Raw genomic sequence first — 14,926 nt, 5'->3', positions numbered from 1 at the left:
GGTGACGACCCTAGGCGGGCGGTAGCCCAGGGGTATGGTCCACTTCCATGCGGGAATCCTGGGCCAATCCGGCCGACGGGGCTGTCGGAGGGGCCGTCGGCTCCGGCAGCGACCTCCATCTGGACCTCGGGGGACCGGGGGGCCTGCGCGCCTGTCTGATGCGAGCCCTGCGCGACGCCGTCCGTACCGGCCGCCTCGCCCCCGGCACCCGGCTGCCCTCCTCCCGTTCGCTCGCCGCCGACCTGGGCGTCGCCCGCAACACCGTGGCCGACGCGTACGCCGAGCTCGTCGCCGAGGGATGGCTGACGGCCCGCCAGGGCTCGGGCACCCGCGTCGCGCCGCGCGCCGAACCGGCCGCGCCGGCCGGCCCGCCGGGCGCACGCCCCGCCGTCCCGCGCCGGCCCCCGCGCCCAGCGGCCCCCGCCCGCAGGCCCCCGCGGATCCTCCACGACCTGCGCTCCGGGCGGCCGGACGTCTCCGCCTTCCCCCGCGCCGCCTGGCTCACCTCCGCCCGCCGCGCCCTGACCGCCGCGCCCAGCGCGGCCCTCGGCTACGACGACCCGCGCGGCCGGCCCGAACTGCGCCGCGCGCTGGCCGGATACCTCTCCCGCGCGCGGGGCGTGCGCGCCGACCCCGAACGGATCGTGGTCTGCGCCGGGTTCGCGCGCGGGCTGGCGCTGCTGGGGGAGGTGCTGGGCACCACGGTGGCGGTGGAGTCGTACGGCCTGTGGATCCACCGCGACCTGCTGACCCGCGCCGGGGCGCGCACCGTGCCGCTGCCGGTGGACGACCGCGGCGCCGACGTGTCCGCCCTGTACACCGCCGGGGCGCGTGCCGCCCTCCTCACTCCCGCCCACCAGTACCCCACCGGCGTCCCCCTCCACCCCGACCGGCGTACGGCCGCCGTCGACTGGGCGCGGGCCACCGGGGGAGTGATCCTGGAGGACGACTACGACGGCGAGTTCCGCTACGACCGCCAGCCCGTCGGCGCGCTCCAGGACCTCGATCCGGAGCGGGTGGTCTACCTCGGCACCACCAGCAAGAGCCTGGCGCCGGGGCTGCGGCTGGGCTGGATGGTGGTGCCCGAGGCGCTGCTCGGTCCCGTCCTGGCCGTCCGCCGCGAGACGGCCGAGACCTGCGGCGTCCTCGACCAGCTCACCCTCGCCGACTTCGTGGACTCGGGGGCGTACGACCGGCATGTGCGCGCCATGCGGCTGCGCTACCGGCGCCGGCGCGACCAGCTCGTGGCCGCGCTCGCCGAGCACGCCCCCGCGGTACACGTCACCGGCATCGCGGCCGGACTGCACGCCGTGCTGGAACTGCCGCCCGGCACCGGGGAGCCGGTGCTGGAGGCGGCACGGCGGGCGGGGGTGGCCCTGGAGGGGCTGGCGCGCTTCCGTCACCCGGCCGCCCCGGAGCCCGGGCCCGGATGCTCCGGGTCCGGTCCCGGTCCCGGCCGCGACGCGCTCGTCGTCGGCTACGGCACCCCGCCCGAGCACGGCCTCTCCCCGGCGGTGGAGGCGCTGTGCGCGGTGCTGCGCGGCACCCTCGGATGACCCGCCGGGGGCGCTTGCCGGGGGCGCCGCGCGAACCCCGCGCCCGTACTCAGGCGCCCAGCACCGCGCCGAGCCGCTCCAGCCCCCAGTCCAGGTCCTCCTTGGAGATCACCAGCGGCGGGGCGATGCGGATCGTCGAGCCGTGGGTGTCCTTGACCAGGACGCCCCGCCCCATCAGCCGCTCGGAGATCTCCCGGCCCGTGCCCAGGGACGGGACGACGTCCACGCCCGCCCACAGACCGCGCCCGCGCACCGCCTCGACCGCGCCGCCGCCCGCCAGCAGGCCCAGCTCGTGGTGGAGGTGCTCGCCCAGCTCGGCCGCCCGCTGCTGGAACTCGCCGGTCCGCAGCATCGCGACCACCTCCAGCGCCACCGCGCAGGCCAGCGGGTTGCCGCCGAACGTGGAGCCGTGCTCGCCGGGCCGGAAGACGCCCAGCACATCAGCCGAGGAGACCACCGCCGAGACCGGCACGATGCCGCCGCCGAGCGCCTTGCCCAGCACGTACACGTCCGGCACCACGCCCTCGTGCTCGCAGGCGAACGTCCGGCCCGTGCGGCCCAGGCCCGACTGGATCTCGTCCGCGACAAGCAGCACGTTCCGCTCACGGGTCAGCTCGCGCACCCCCGCCAGATAGCCAGGCGGCGGCACCAGCACGCCCGCCTCGCCCTGGATCGGCTCCAGCAGCACGGCGACGGTGTCGTCCGGGTTCTCGTCGAGCGCGGCCCGCATCGCCTCCAGGTCGCCGTAGGGGACGATGTCGAAGCCCGGCATGTAGGGACCGTAGTCGGCACGCGCCTCGGGATCGGTGGAGAAGCTGACGATCGTGGTGGTGCGGCCGTGGAAGTTGTTCTCGGCCACGATGATCCGCGCCCGGCCGTCGGGGACGCCCTTGACCCGGTAACCCCACTTGCGGGCCGTCTTCACCGCCGTCTCCACGGCCTCCGCGCCGGTGTTCATCGGCAGCACCGCCTCCATGCCGCACAGCTCGGCCAGCTCCGTGCAGAAGGCGGCGAAGCGGTCGTGGTGGAAGGCGCGGGAGGTGAGGGTGAGCCGGTCCAGCTGCGCGTGGGCGGCGGCCAGCAGCCGGGGGTGGCCGTGGCCGAAGTTGAGCGCCGAGTAGCCGGCGAGCATGTCCAGGTAGCGCCGGCCCTCCACGTCGGTCATCCACGCCCCCTCGGCCGAGGAGACCACGACCGGCAGCGGGTGGTAGTTGTGCGCGCTGTGCGCGTCGGCGGCGGCGATCAGTTCGGCGGAGGCGGTACGCGCGGTGCCCGCGGTGCCCGCGGAGGCGGCGGGCGCGGCGGGTGCGTTGGGCGCGGCGGAGCCGGGAGAGGCGGGGGCGGGGGAGGCGGACGATTCTGCCGAGGTGGCCATGGAACGCTCCGTGTCGGGTGGGCGGAGTGGACGTGTGCACCGGCGATCGTGCGGCGGTCGCCGCGTGTGATGCCTATCTCTATCGTCGTACGCCCGCTTCGCACCGAAACCCTCCGGCGCGGCGCGTTCCGGTGCGCCGGCACGCCTGTACGGCCCATGTCCGGGAGCCGGGCCGGGACCTCGCCGGGACCTCGCCCGGGCCCGCACGGGAGGCGGAACACGGGTGATCCCGGCGGCGGCCCTCTGCGAGAATGGCGCCATGGCCACTGACCGTCCCCGTGTACTCTCCGGCATCCAGCCCACCGCGGGCTCCTTCCACCTCGGCAACTACCTCGGTGCCGTCCGCCAGTGGGTCGATCTGCAGGACACCCACGACGCGTTCTACGCCGTCGTGGACCTGCACGCCATCACCGTCCCGCAGGACCCGAAGGAGCTGCGCGCCTCCACCCGGCTGGCCGCCGCCCAGCTCCTGGCCGCGGGACTCGACCCGGAGCGCTGCACCCTGTTCGTCCAGAGCCACGTGCCCGAGCACGCGCAGCTCGCCTGGGTGATGAACTGCCTCACCGGCTTCGGCGAGGCCTCCCGGATGACCCAGTTCAAGGACAAGAGCGCGCGGCAGGGCGCCGAGGGCACGACGGTCGGCCTGTTCACCTACCCCGTCCTCCAGGTCGCGGACATCCTGCTCTACCAGGCCGACAGCGTCCCCGTCGGCGAGGACCAGCGCCAGCACATCGAGCTGACCCGCGACGTCGCCGAGCGCTTCAACAGCCGCTACGGCCACACCTTCACCGTCCCCTCGGCCTTCATCCTCAAGGAGACGGCGAAGATCTACGACCTCCAGGAACCGACGGTCAAGATGAGCAAGTCGGCGGCCTCCCCCAAGGGCGTGGTCAGCCTGCTGGACGAGCCGAAGACCTCCGCCAAGAAGATCAAGAGCGCGGTGACCGACACCGGGACCGAGATCCGCTACGACGAGAAGGACAAGCCCGGCGTCAGCAACCTGCTGGTGATCTACTCCACCCTCACCGGTACCGGGATCCCGGAACTGGAGCAGCAGTACGCGGGCAAGGGCTACGGTGCCCTCAAGACCGACCTGGCCGAGGTCGTCGCCGCCTGGGTGGCGCCCTTCCGGGAGCGCACCCAGGAATATCTGGACGACCCCGAGACGCTGGACTCGGTGCTGGCCAGGGGAGCGGAGAAGGCACGCGAGGTCGCGTCGCGGACCCTGGCCGCGGCGTACGAGAAGGTGGGCTTCGTACCCGCCAAGCACTGACGGGGCACCAGGCGGTCAGGGGGACAGGGAAACGGCAGGGACGAGGAAGGAGAAGCACGTGGGGACCGTCACGCTCGGTGTATCGATCGCGGTCCCGGAGCCCTACGGCAGCCTGCTCCAGCAGCGGCGCGCCGGCTTCGGTGACAGCGCGGCCCACGGCATCCCCACCCATGTGACCCTTCTGCCGCCGACCGAGGTGGACGCCGCGTGCCGCCCCGAGATCGAGGAGCACCTCGCCCGGGTGGCGGCGGCGGGACGGTCCTTCCCGATGAGGCTGTCGGGTACGGACACCTTCCGCCCGCTGTCCCCGGTGGTCTTCGTCCGGATCGTCGAGGGCTCCTCGGCCTGCGGATGGCTCCAGGAGCGGATCCGGGCCGAGGACGGCCCGCTCGCCCGCGATCTCCGGTTCCCGTACCACCCGCACGTCACGGTCGCCCACGGCATCGCCGAGGAGGCGATGGACCGGGCGTACGCGGAACTGGCCGACTTCGAGGCCGCCTGGACGGTGACGGGCTTCGCGCTGTACGAGCAGGGCGAGGACTGCGTGTGGCGGCTCCAGAGAGAGTTCTCCTTCGGCGGTTCCGCGCACCTGCCCCTGCCCCCGCAGCCGAACTTCTTCAGGCCTCCGGCCCCCTCGCTCTGACGCGCCCCGGCGCGCGGAGCAGGGGGCCGGCCGCGGCCCTTGCGGGCCGCGGTGCTGCTCGGACTGTTCGGACTGTTCGGACTTCTCAGGGCGTCCCGGCGTCCTTCGCCGGGGGCGCCGGGGGCTCGGGGGGCGCGGTTCCGCCGGATCCGGCGGCCTTCCCGTCCCCACCCCCGTCCCCGCTCTCCGAAGCCTTCCCGGTGCCCGGGGACGCGGAGGCGGCGCCTTCCGGCCTCCCGGGGGCCGGCGGCCTCGTCACGATTCTCTCCAGGGCACCGGGGTTCTCCGGGCTGCCCAGGACCGCCGGGCCCTGCGGGCCGCGCCCCGGGCGGGGCGTACCGGCCAGGCCCGGCAGCGGCCAGCGCCGGTGCACCCCGTACGCGCCCGCACCGAGCGCGACCAGGAGCGACGCCACGATCATCAGGGCCGTACCGGCGCCGTCCGACGCCCCGTGCGTTCTGGACGCGGTGGGCGTGGTGGGCCCGGCGGGCTGCGCCTCGGCCCCGCCGGCCTGGTTGCCGGGCCTGTCGTCGGTGTTCTTGCCGAGCCCGTTCCCGGCCCCCTCGGGCGGCACCAGCTCGCCCACGGGCTCGGTCTTCCCGGCCGCCTCGAAGCCCCAGTCCAGGAGGGCGGCGGTCTCCTTGTAGACGCTCAGGCCGCCCCCCTCGGGGTGCATGGCGGTCACCAGCAGCACCCGGTCGCCGCGCTGGGCGACGCCGGTGAAGGTGGAACCGGCGTTGGTGGTGTAGCCGTTCTTGACGCCCGCGATGCCCTCGTACGGCTCCAGGCCGGGGGCGCCGGTCAGCAGGCGGTTGGTGTTCTGGATCTCGAAGGTGCCGCGCTTCTTCTTCCCGTCCTCCCCCTTCTCCACGTCCCCGGGGAACCGGGCGCGGACGGTGGCCGCGTACTCGCGGAAGTCCGGCTTCTGCATCCCCGAGCGGGCGAACAGGGTGAGGTCGTAGGCGGAGGAGACGTGCCCCTCGGCGTCGTAGCCGTCGGGGCTGACGACATGGGTGTCCGTCGCGCCGAGCCGTCCGGCGTGCTCGTTCATCTCGCGGACGGTCTTGTCCACGCCGCCGTTCAGCTCGGCCAGCGCGTGCACCGCGTCGTTGCCAGAGCGGAGGAAGACGCCCTTCCACAGGTCGTCGACCGTGTAGGTCAGGCCCTCCTTGAGGCCGACCATGCTGCTGCCCGGGCCGACCCGGAGCAGTTCCTCCCGGGAGACGCGGTGGACCCGGTCCTTGTCGAACTTCGGGAGCAGGGTGTCGGCGAAGAGCATCTTGATGGTGCTGGCCGGGGCGAGCGGCCAGTGCGCGTTCTTGGCCGCCAGCACGTCGCCGGTCTCGGCGTCCGCGACGATCCACGCGCGCGAGGTGATCGAGTCGGGCAGTTCGGGGGCGCCGGCCCCGGCCCGCGGTTCTATCTGGACACCGGGCAGGCCCAGGCGTTCCCCGCCGACGGCGGACATCCGCGAGGGCGGGGAGGGCTCCCTGGGCTTGTCCGACACGGCGTCCGACACGGCGTCCGACACGGCGTGTGCCGTGGTCGGAGTGCCCGTGAGGAGGCACGGCAGGAGAAGGGCGGTGGCGGCGGTGAGGCCGCGGGCGCTGCGCACTCGGCGCGCGCGGGCGATTACGCGGTGAGTCTTCGACACGGAGCGAACGTATCGGCTCGGCGACGGAGAGGAACCTCCGAGAGGACCATCGTGGTGGCGGGAGACGCCCCTGCCAGTGATTCCGTTGGGCCGATAGACATACTTGTAGGTGTGAAACTCTCTCGCCCCGTCTCGTGGTTCCTGCTGGCCTTCGGAGCGTGGAGCTGGTTCGTGTGGACCAACTTCACCAGGAACCTGTGGAAGGACAGCGGCGGCCTGGCGTTCGACGACGCCGGTGACCCGACCACGTACTTCTGGATCCACCTGGTGCTGGCCGTGGTCTCGCTGGTGCTGGGCACGGCCATAGGGATCATCGGGCTGCGCGGTCTGCGGGCGCTGCGCGCCTCACACGACGGCTGAAGGAACGCATGACGGCCGCCGGTACGTTCGGCTGAGGACAGACAATCGGGCAGGGGAGTGGAACAGGGCATGGCCGTGGTGTTCGTGGGCGTCCTGGTGCTGGTGATCGCCGTCCTGGCGGCGGTGCACTGGTACCTGTGGCGGCGTCTGGTGCGTGACGTGGCGGCGCGCGGCACCTGGTACAGACGGGTGGGCACGCCCCTGCTCGTCCTGCTGCCGCTGATCACCGTCGCGGCGCAGATCGCCGGACGGGCGGACGTGCCCTTCCTGCTGAAGCAGATCCTCGCCTGGCCGGGCCTCCTCTGGCTCGCCATGGTGCTCTACCTGACGCTGGCCCTCTTCGCCGGTGAGGCCGTGCGGCCACTGCTGCGCCGATGGCTGGAGCGGCGGGACGCGCGGCGGGCGGCCGGCGGGAGCGGTGTCGCGGAGGGCGCCTCCTCCTCCGCTACCACCGCCTCCGCCACCGCTACCACCGCCTCCTTGGCCACCGCGCCCGCGTCCGCCGAGGAGGGCGCGGGCGGCGGCGCCCCGGCCGGGACGGTGTGCACGGCCGTCGCGGACCGCGACGGCGCGGACCCCGGCTCCGGCTCCGGCTCCCGCTCCGGGGCCGTGGCCGGGACCGGCCTGGGGGAGCGCCCGCCGGCCGGTCCGTCGCGCCGGCTGTTCGTGGCCCGCACCGTGGCCGCCGCCGCGGGCGTCGCGGCGGCCGGGACGGTCGGCTACGGCACCTACGGCGTGATGCGCGGCCCGAAGCTCAAGCGCGTCACCGTTCCCCTGGCCAAGCTGCCCCGCGCCGCCCACGGCTACCGCATCGCCGTCGTCAGCGACATCCACCTCGGCCCCGTCCTGGGCCGCGCCCACACCCAGCGGATCGTGGACACCATCAACCGGGCCGACGCCGACATGGTCGCCGTCGTCGGCGACCTGGTGGACGGCAGCGTCGCCGAGCTCGGCAGCGCCGCCGAGCCGCTGTCGCGGCTCCGCTCGCGCGACGGCTCGTACTTCGTCACCGGCAACCACGAGTACTTCGGCGACGCGGGCGAATGGGTCGACCACGTCCGTGAGCTGGGCCTTCAGCCGCTGGAGAACGCCCGCCGCGAGCTGCGCCACTTCGACCTGGCCGGCGTCAACGACCTCGCCGGCGAGGCCGAGGGCGAGGGCCCGGACTTCGCACGGGCGCTGGGCGACCGCGACGCCTCCCGCGCGGTGGTCCTCATGGCCCACCAGCCGGTCCTGATCCACGACGCGGTGGACCACGGCGTCGACCTCCAGCTCTCCGGTCACACCCACGGCGGCCAGATGTGGCCCGGCAACCACCTCGCCGGCCTGGCCAACCCCACCCTCGCCGGCCTGGAGCGCTACGGAGACACCCAGCTCTACGTCAGCCGCGGCGCGGGCGCCTGGGGCCCGCCGGTGCGGGTGGGCGCCGAATCCGACATCACCGTCGTCGAACTCGCCTCCAGGCAGGCCTGAGCCGCCCAGGTCCGGAACTCCGCCCCCTTTCTGAGTACGAGGACGCATGCCGTGCCCCGGGAGGGCCGTTAGCGTCCACCGCATGAACGCTGGCACCGTTTCCCCATCGCCCTCCCCGGCTCCCGGCCATCCCAGGCGCACCGCGGCCGACCGGGCCGCGTCGGCCGGGCTCGCGGTGACGGTGCTGGTGGCGGGCTTCTTCACGGGAGTGATCGGGCCGCTGATCGCCATCGCCTGCGGCTCCTGCCAGGACGGCGTACGCGGCCCCCTGCGCTTCGACGCCGCCCTGATCGCCGTCGCGCAGTACGCGGTGCCGCTGGTGACCCTGGGGACGGTGGCCGGGGTGTTCGCGTCCCGGAGCTACGGCCGGGCGGCCTGCGCCGGCCTGGGAGTGCTGGCGGCCCTGCTGGTCACGATGCTGGTCCTCGGCCGTTTCACGGCCTGACCGGCAGGGGCCGTGCGCACGGCGAAGGCGCCCGGCCGGGTCTCCCCGGCCGGGCGCCTTCGTGCCCCGGGCCGCCCGTGGCGGGCGGACCGGAGGGGGATGTCAGTAGCGGCGCGTGATCAGCGCGCGCTTGACCTCCTGGATGGCCTTGGTGATCTCGATGCCGCGCGGGCAGGCCTCCGTGCAGTTGAAGGTGGTGCGGCAGCGCCAGACGCCCTCGCGGTCGTTGAGGATCTCCAGACGCTGCTCACCGCCCTCGTCGCGGGAGTCGAAGATGAAGCGGTGCGCGTTGACGATCGCCGCCGGGCCGAAGTACTGGCCGTCGTTCCAGAACACCGGGCACGAGGAGGTGCACGCGGCGCACAGGATGCACTTGGTGGTGTCGTCGAAGCGCTCGCGGTCCTCGGCGGACTGCAGGCGCTCGCGGGTCGGCTCGTTGCCCTTGGTGATCAGGAAGGGCATCACGTCCCGGTAGGCCTGGAAGAACGGCTCCATGTCGACCACCAGGTCCTTGAGGACCGTGAGCCCCTTTATCGGCTCGACGGTGATCGGCTTGTCCGGGTTGATGTCCTTGATCAGCGTCTTGCACGCCAGCCGGTTGCGGCCGTTGATGCGCATCGCGTCGGAGCCGCAGATGCCGTGCGCGCAGGAGCGCCGGAAGGTCAGTGTGCCGTCGATCTCCCACTTGATCTTGTGGAGGGCGTCCAGGACGCGCTCCTTGGGGTCGATCTCCAGCTCGAAGTCCTGCCAGGTGACCTCGTCGGAGACCTCCGGGTTGAATCGGCGGATCCGGAAGGTCGCGGTGATGTAGGGGGAGTCCCCGGCCGTGCCGCCGGCACCGGCCTGGGACTTCTCCATGACGGGAGTGGCCATCAGTACTTACGCTCCATCGGCTGGTAGCGGGTCTGCACGACCGGCTTGTAGTCCAGCCGGATCGACTCGGTGCCGTCGTCGCCCACCTCGCGGTACGCCATGGTGTGGCGCATGAAGTTGACGTCGTCGCGGTTGGGGTAGTCCTCGCGGTAGTGGCCGCCGCGGGACTCCTTGCGGGCCAGCGCGGAGACGGCCGTCACCTCGGCCAGGTCGAGCAGGTTGCCCAGCTCGATGGCCTCCAGCAGGTCGGTGTTGAACCGCTTGCCCTTGTCCTGGACCGACACGCTCCGGTACCGCTTGCGCAGGGAGGCGATCTCCTCGACGGCCTCCTTGAGCGTCTGCTCGGTGCGGAAGACCATGACGTTCTTGTCCATGGTCTCCTGGAGCGCCTTGCGGATCTCGGTGACCCGCTCGCTGCCCTCCGAGGACCGCAGCGCCTCGACCTGGCCCTGGACGAACGCGGCCGGGTCCTCCGGCAGGTCCACGTAGTCGGCGGTCGCGGCGTACTCGGCGGCGGCGATGCCCGCCCGGCGGCCGAAGACGTTGATGTCCAGCAGCGAGTTGGTGCCCAGGCGGTTGGCGCCGTGCACGGACACGCAGGCGACCTCGCCGGCCGCGTACAGGCCCGGCACCACCGTGGTGTTGTCGGCCAGCACCTCGCCCTGGACGTTGGTCGGGATGCCGCCCATCGCGTAGTGCGCGGTCGGCTGGATCGGGATCGGGTCGGTGTACGGCTCGATGCCCAGGTAGGTGCGCGCGAACTCGGTGATGTCCGGCAGCTTGGCGTCGAGCTGCTCCGGCGGCAGGTGCGTGAGGTCGAGGTAGACGTGGTCGCCCTCGGGGCCGCAGCCGCGGCCCTCGCGGATCTCGGTGTAGATCGAGCGGGAGACGACGTCGCGCGAGGCGAGGTCCTTCATGACGGGCGCGTACTTCTCCATGAAGCGCTCGCCGTCCTTGTTGCGCAGGATGCCGCCCTCGCCGCGGGCGCCCTCGGTGAGCAGGATGCCCATGCGCCAGATGCCGGTCGGGTGGAACTGGAAGAACTCCATGTCCTCCAGCGGCAGGCCCCGGCGGAACGCGGCGGCCTGGCCGTCGCCGGTCAGGGTGTGCGCGTTGGAGGAGACCTTGAAGAACTTGCCGTTTCCGCCCGAGGCGAAGACGACGGCCTTGGCCTGGAAGACGTGGATCTCGCCGGTGGCCAGCTCGTAGGCGACGACGCCGGCGGTGCGCTTGACCCCGTCGACCTCGCTCATCAGCAGGTCCAGGACGTAGAACTCGTTGTAGAACTCCACGCCCTCCTTGACGCAGTTCTGGTACAGCGTCTGGAGGATCATGTGGCCGGTGCGGTCCGCGGCGTAGCAGGACCGGCGTACCGGTGCCTCACCGTGGTTGCGGGAGTGGCCGCCGAAGCGGCGCTGGTCGATGGTGCCGTCCGGGGTCCGGTTGAACGGCAGGCCCATCTTCTCCAGGTCGAGGACGGCGTCGATGGCCTCCTTCGCCAGGATCTCGGCGGCGTCCTGGTCGACCAGGTAGTCACCGCCCTTGACCGTGTCGAAGGTGTGCCACTCCCAGTTGTCCTCCTCGACGTTGGCGAGGGCCGCGGCCATGCCGCCCTGGGCCGCGCCGGTGTGGGAGCGGGTGGGGTAGAGCTTGGTCAGCACCGCGGTGCGGCTGCGCTTGGTCGCCTCGATGGCGGCGCGCATCCCGGCGCCGCCGGCGCCGACGATGACGGTGTCGTACTTGTGGGTCTTCATGATGAAAGCGCCTCAGCCCCGGCTCTAGCGGATGTTCGGGTCGAAGGTGAAGATCACCAGCGTGCCCAGCAGGACGGTGAACACCGTGGCGGTGTACAGCAGCATCTTCAGCCAGAAGCGGGTGCCGTCACGCTCGGCGTAGTCGTTGATGACGGTCCGCAGACCGTTGGCGCCGTGGAGCATCGCCAGCCACAGCATCAGCAGGTCCCAGGTCATCCAGAAGGGCGAGGCCCAGCGACCGGCCACGAAGGCGAAGTTGATCTTGCTGACGCCGCCGTCCAGGACGAGCTGGATCAGCAGGTGGCCGACCACCAGCACGACCAGCACGATGCCGGACAGCCGCATGAACAGCCAGGCGTGCATCTCGAAGTTGCCGGGCGTGAACTTCTTGGCCGTCCGGCCGGTGCGGGCGCGGGGCGGCTCGATGACGGGGGCGGGGTTGTCTACGTCGTAGGCCATGTCGTCAGCTCCCGAACAGCTCGCTCACGGCGTGCCCGAGGACCGGGTACAGCGCCCCGATCATCAGCACGATCCAGATGCCCATGACGGTCCACAGCATCTGGCGCTGGTACTTGGTGCCCTTCGACCAGAAGTCGACGGCGACGACCCGAAGGCCGTTGAGCGCGTGGAAGAGGATGGCGGCCACGAGGCCGTACTCCAGCAGCGCGACGATGGGCGTCTTGTAGACCGCCACGGTTTCGTCGTAGGCCTCCGGGGAGACGCGGACGAGCGACGTGTCCAGGACGTGCACGAACAGGAAGAAGAAGATGAGGACGCCGGTGACTCGGTGAGCCACCCAGGACCACATGCCTTCCCGGCCGCGGTACAGCGTTCCAGCCGGCACGGAAATACCCTCCGGGAGCGGTTTACGGGGCCGGCCGGCTTCGGTGTCGGTCTGGCCCGGCCGGGTACGGTCCACCGGCCGATGGCCATGGTAACGACGTACTGCCGGTGTGGTTCCTCCGGGGGGTCAGATGTGATCAATCAGGCACGGACGGGCTAGGAGCCCGGCCGGGGGACGTGGTACCGGCCGGAGCCGGTACGGAGGCGCCCGTCCCGGCGGGGCGGGGCGGCCGCCGGGGCGGGCCCGGGAGCGTCCCTTCCCGGGCCAGCCGCAGCAGCCGGCCGCGCGCGATGCGGCGCAGTTCCTCGGCGGCCACGGCGCGCTCCTGTTCGGGCTCGTTGCCCAGCCGGGTGCGGATCGCGGCGAGGACGTGGCCGAGCGCCTCCTCCTCGCGCACCCCGTCCACGCACAGCACGAAGGCGTGGCCGAAGCGGCTCTCGTAGGCGGCGTGGGCGGCGCGCAGGGCGGTGTGCGCGGCGAGCGTGCCGGGACCGGTGATGACGATGTGCCGCCCGCCGTACAGCGGGCCGCCCGGCCCGGCTCCGGCGGCGGACTCCCCGGTCAGGGCCTCGGCCAGATCCTCGTCGGTGAGGTCGTAGCTGGCCTCGTCGGCGGCGGCGACCAGCGCCTCGATGTCCGGGTAGGGGCGGTGGGCGGCGATGCTCTCCGCCCACCGCCGGCTGCCGCAGCAGGCGAGCAGGGCGCCTCGGAGGTCGGTGGGGGAGGCGTTGTTGAGGCGGTGGAGCGGCGTTGCCTCGCTTCGCTGAGGGGGCAGGCGCATGGGCTCCTCGGGCGCGGGGAGACGTCAGGGACGTCGCGGGACACGGGAGTGCGAGTGACGGGGCCGGCCGGACCGGCCGGGGTGATCGTGTGACGGAGGATGACGTCACGGTAACGATAAGTGGGAGGAGTCGGTCGGCGGGAAGATTCCTTTCACCCGGACGAGACGAGTTCCGGGCGCATGGTTGACGGACGAGGACTGGAAAGGGGCAATACGGTCACCTCATGGGACGCAGGCGCAGACGCAATCCCCGCAGGAGGACCGCCGCCGTCGCGGTCGTGGCCGGGGCGGCCGCCGCCGTCACGGCCGTCACCCTCCTCGTGCTGCCGGACGGCGCGGGGGACGGCGGCGGAGAGTCGGGCGAGGGCGCCCGGAGGACCCCCGGCGTACCGGCCGTCACCCTGCCCGCCGCCCCCGCCACCGTCCCCGCCGTACGCCGGTGGGAGCCCGAGCCCGGCATCGGCTGGCAGCCCGCCCCCGGCACCCGCGTCGTGGCCGACCCCGGCGGACCGCTCGCCGACGAGGCCGAGCTGCTCGCCGGGGAACTGGACGTGGAGCACTCCGGCGGACCGGCCGGGCCCGGCGACATCGAGCTGAGACTGGACTCCGCCGATTCCGACAAGGGGTACGGAGGCCGCGAGGGCTATGTGCTGAGGGCCGACACCGGCCGGGTCACCGTCACCGGCCGCACCGACGCCGGCGTCTTCCACGGCACCCGCACCCTCCTGCAGGCCCTCCGCGGCGGCGGCTCGATCCCCCGCGGCACCGTCCGCGACTGGCCCGACCGTCCGCAGCGCGGCTTCATGCTCGACATCGCCCGCAAGCACTTCGGCGCCCGGTGGATCGAGGACCGCATCCGCGAGATGGGCGACCTCAAGCTCAACCAGCTCCAGCTCCACCTCTCCGACGACCAGGCCTTCCGGGTGGAGAGCGACTCCCACCCCGAGGTCGTCTCCGACCCCCACCTCACCAAGGACGAACTGCGCCGGATCATCGAGCTGGCCAACTCCCGGCACATCACCGTCATCCCCGAGATCGACTCGCCCGGCCACCTCGGCGCGGTGCTCGACGCCCACCCCGAACTCCGGCTCCGCGACGCCGACGGCGACCCGGCCCCCGGCGCGATCGACATCTCCGACCCGCGCTCGGCACGCCTGGTGGACGACCTGCTGCGCGAGTACGCCCCCCTCTTCCGCGACCAGACGGGCCCCGGCCCCTACTGGCACCTGGGCGGCGACGAGTACCGGGCGCTGATGCGCTCCGACCCCGAGGCCGCCTACCCGGAGCTGGCCGAGACCGCCCGCCGGGAGCACGGCTCCCGGGCCCGGGTGCGGGACCTGGCGGCGGCCTGGCTCAACGACCGCGCCGAGACCGTGCGGAAGGCGGGCTTCACACCGCAGGTGTGGAACGACGGGCAGCACGCCGGCGGGGTCGTCGAACCGAGCCGCCCCAGGCAGGTCGCCTACTGGACGGGCAAGGAGATCGGCGCCCGGCCGCCCGGGGAGTACCTGCGCGAGGGCTGGGAGGTGGTCAACCTCAACGACGAGTACCTCTACTACGTCCTCGGCGAGCCCAACGAGTTCACCTATCCGACCGGGGAGCGGATCTACGAGGAGTGGACCCCGGCGGTACTGCGCGGCACCGAGCCCGAGCCGGAGGAGCTGACCGGGCCGGACCGGGTGGTGGGCGGACGGCTGGCCGTCTGGTGCGACCTGTCGGGCGCGCAGACGACGGCCGAGGTCGCCCGGGGAGTGCGCATGCCGCTGCGGGCCGTGGCGCAGAAGCTGTGGGACCCCTCCCCGCCCGCCCTGGAGTGGGAGGACTTCCGGGCCCTGGCGGACCGGGTGACGTAGGGCGGGAGGGGGAGGGGAGAGGGGCCCGTACCGCTCGGCAGG

At 73.0% G+C, this 14,926-nt stretch carries 14 protein-coding genes; 7 read left to right on the top strand and 7 right to left on the bottom strand.

Annotation, left to right across the window (positions count from 1 at the left end):
- Positions 1–47: 47 nt before the first annotated feature.
- On the top strand, positions 48–1,556 hold the full coding sequence (pdxR, locus tag CUT83_RS07620; protein WP_101255127.1) for a MocR-like pyridoxine biosynthesis transcription factor PdxR: 1,509 nt from the start codon (positions 48–50) through the stop codon (positions 1,554–1,556).
- Between the two features lie 49 nt (positions 1,557–1,605).
- Here pdxR and rocD read toward each other — a convergent pair whose 3' ends face one another.
- Positions 1,606–2,931 carry an ornithine--oxo-acid transaminase gene (gene rocD, locus CUT83_RS07615; RefSeq protein ID WP_101255126.1) on the bottom strand — a complete coding sequence of 442 codons (1,326 nt, stop codon included), beginning with the start codon at positions 2,929–2,931 and terminating at the stop codon, positions 1,606–1,608.
- Between the two features lie 259 nt (positions 2,932–3,190).
- Here rocD and trpS point away from each other — a divergent pair, with 259 nt between their 5' ends.
- Both trpS and CUT83_RS07605 read left to right on the top strand, forming a co-directional pair.
- Entirely contained in the window at positions 3,191–4,204 is a 1,014-nt protein-coding gene (gene trpS, locus CUT83_RS07610; RefSeq protein WP_093851184.1) for a tryptophan--tRNA ligase, read from the top strand.
- 58 nt (positions 4,205–4,262) lie between these two features.
- The gene (locus tag CUT83_RS07605; protein ID WP_101255125.1) at positions 4,263–4,847 is read left to right on the top strand and encodes a 2'-5' RNA ligase family protein; all 585 of its coding nucleotides are present in this window, start codon (positions 4,263–4,265) and stop codon (positions 4,845–4,847) included.
- Between the two features lie 85 nt (positions 4,848–4,932).
- Here CUT83_RS07605 and CUT83_RS07600 read toward each other — a convergent pair whose 3' ends face one another.
- Positions 4,933–6,420 (bottom strand): D-alanyl-D-alanine carboxypeptidase family protein, encoded by a 1,488-nt coding sequence (locus CUT83_RS07600; protein WP_420882430.1) that lies wholly within the window; start codon positions 6,418–6,420, stop codon positions 4,933–4,935.
- A gap of 192 nt (positions 6,421–6,612) precedes the next feature.
- Here CUT83_RS07600 and CUT83_RS07595 point away from each other — a divergent pair, with 192 nt between their 5' ends.
- The 3 genes from CUT83_RS07595 (at position 6,613) to CUT83_RS07585 (ending at position 8,779) form a co-directional block, all read left to right on the top strand.
- Positions 6,613–6,861: an SCO4848 family membrane protein gene (locus tag CUT83_RS07595; protein ID WP_101255124.1), complete on the top strand. Its 249-nt coding sequence runs from the start codon at positions 6,613–6,615 to the stop codon at positions 6,859–6,861.
- Positions 6,862–6,930: 69 nt separating this feature from the next.
- Entirely contained in the window at positions 6,931–8,334 is a 1,404-nt protein-coding gene (locus tag CUT83_RS07590; protein ID WP_101255123.1) for a metallophosphoesterase, read from the top strand.
- Positions 8,335–8,416: 82 nt separating this feature from the next.
- On the top strand, positions 8,417–8,779 hold the full coding sequence (locus tag CUT83_RS07585) for a hypothetical protein (RefSeq protein WP_101255122.1): 363 nt from the start codon (positions 8,417–8,419) through the stop codon (positions 8,777–8,779).
- A gap of 102 nt (positions 8,780–8,881) precedes the next feature.
- Here CUT83_RS07585 and CUT83_RS07580 read toward each other — a convergent pair whose 3' ends face one another.
- From CUT83_RS07580 to CUT83_RS07560, 5 genes are all read right to left on the bottom strand, one after another.
- Positions 8,882–9,652: a succinate dehydrogenase iron-sulfur subunit gene (locus CUT83_RS07580; protein WP_101255121.1), complete on the bottom strand. Its 771-nt coding sequence runs from the start codon at positions 9,650–9,652 to the stop codon at positions 8,882–8,884.
- Complete coding sequence (gene sdhA, locus CUT83_RS07575; protein WP_101255120.1) at positions 9,652–11,406, bottom strand: succinate dehydrogenase flavoprotein subunit; 1,755 nt, start codon at positions 11,404–11,406, stop codon at positions 9,652–9,654. The genes CUT83_RS07580 and sdhA overlap by 1 nt, the downstream gene beginning before the upstream one ends.
- Positions 11,407–11,430: 24 nt before the next feature.
- A complete protein-coding gene (locus CUT83_RS07570; RefSeq protein WP_101255119.1) occupies positions 11,431–11,865 on the bottom strand; it encodes a succinate dehydrogenase hydrophobic membrane anchor subunit in 435 nt (144 codons plus the stop codon).
- A 4-nt stretch (positions 11,866–11,869) separates the two neighbouring features.
- Positions 11,870–12,250 carry a succinate dehydrogenase, cytochrome b556 subunit gene (sdhC, locus tag CUT83_RS07565; RefSeq protein WP_101255118.1) on the bottom strand — a complete coding sequence of 127 codons (381 nt, stop codon included), beginning with the start codon at positions 12,248–12,250 and terminating at the stop codon, positions 11,870–11,872.
- Between the two features lie 136 nt (positions 12,251–12,386).
- Positions 12,387–13,031, bottom strand: coding sequence for a 2-oxo-4-hydroxy-4-carboxy-5-ureidoimidazoline decarboxylase (locus tag CUT83_RS07560; RefSeq protein WP_101255117.1), 645 nt, complete (start codon positions 13,029–13,031; stop codon positions 12,387–12,389).
- A gap of 224 nt (positions 13,032–13,255) precedes the next feature.
- On the opposite strand from CUT83_RS07560, the gene CUT83_RS07555 reads away from it, so the two are divergent.
- On the top strand, positions 13,256–14,884 hold the full coding sequence (locus CUT83_RS07555; RefSeq protein WP_101255116.1) for a beta-N-acetylhexosaminidase: 1,629 nt from the start codon (positions 13,256–13,258) through the stop codon (positions 14,882–14,884).
- Positions 14,885–14,926 lie beyond the last annotated feature (42 nt).

This window comes from Streptomyces barkulensis (assembly GCF_002843305.1).
GTDB classification, from domain to species: Bacteria; Actinomycetota; Actinomycetes; order Streptomycetales; family Streptomycetaceae; genus Streptomyces; species Streptomyces barkulensis.
Note: the sequence above shows the minus strand (reverse complement) of the source record. Positions and strands in the feature narration are given on the sequence as shown.

Coding starts and splice junctions, on each gene's coding strand:
- CUT83_RS07570 (WP_101255119.1), bottom strand. CDS start 11,865: ATGGCCTACGACGTAGACAACCCCGCCCCCGTCATCGAGCCGCCCCGC.
- CUT83_RS07560 (WP_101255117.1), bottom strand. CDS start 13,031: ATGCGCCTGCCCCCTCAGCGAAGCGAGGCAACGCCGCTCCACCGCCTC.
- sdhA (WP_101255120.1), bottom strand. CDS start 11,406: ATGAAGACCCACAAGTACGACACCGTCATCGTCGGCGCCGGCGGCGCC.
- CUT83_RS07585 (WP_101255122.1), top strand. CDS start 8,417: ATGAACGCTGGCACCGTTTCCCCATCGCCCTCCCCGGCTCCCGGCCAT.
- CUT83_RS07555 (WP_101255116.1), top strand. CDS start 13,256: ATGGGACGCAGGCGCAGACGCAATCCCCGCAGGAGGACCGCCGCCGTC.
- pdxR (WP_101255127.1), top strand. CDS start 48: ATGCGGGAATCCTGGGCCAATCCGGCCGACGGGGCTGTCGGAGGGGCC.
- trpS (WP_093851184.1), top strand. CDS start 3,191: ATGGCCACTGACCGTCCCCGTGTACTCTCCGGCATCCAGCCCACCGCG.
- rocD (WP_101255126.1), bottom strand. CDS start 2,931: ATGGCCACCTCGGCAGAATCGTCCGCCTCCCCCGCCCCCGCCTCTCCC.
- CUT83_RS07580 (WP_101255121.1), bottom strand. CDS start 9,652: ATGGCCACTCCCGTCATGGAGAAGTCCCAGGCCGGTGCCGGCGGCACG.
- CUT83_RS07590 (WP_101255123.1), top strand. CDS start 6,931: ATGGCCGTGGTGTTCGTGGGCGTCCTGGTGCTGGTGATCGCCGTCCTG.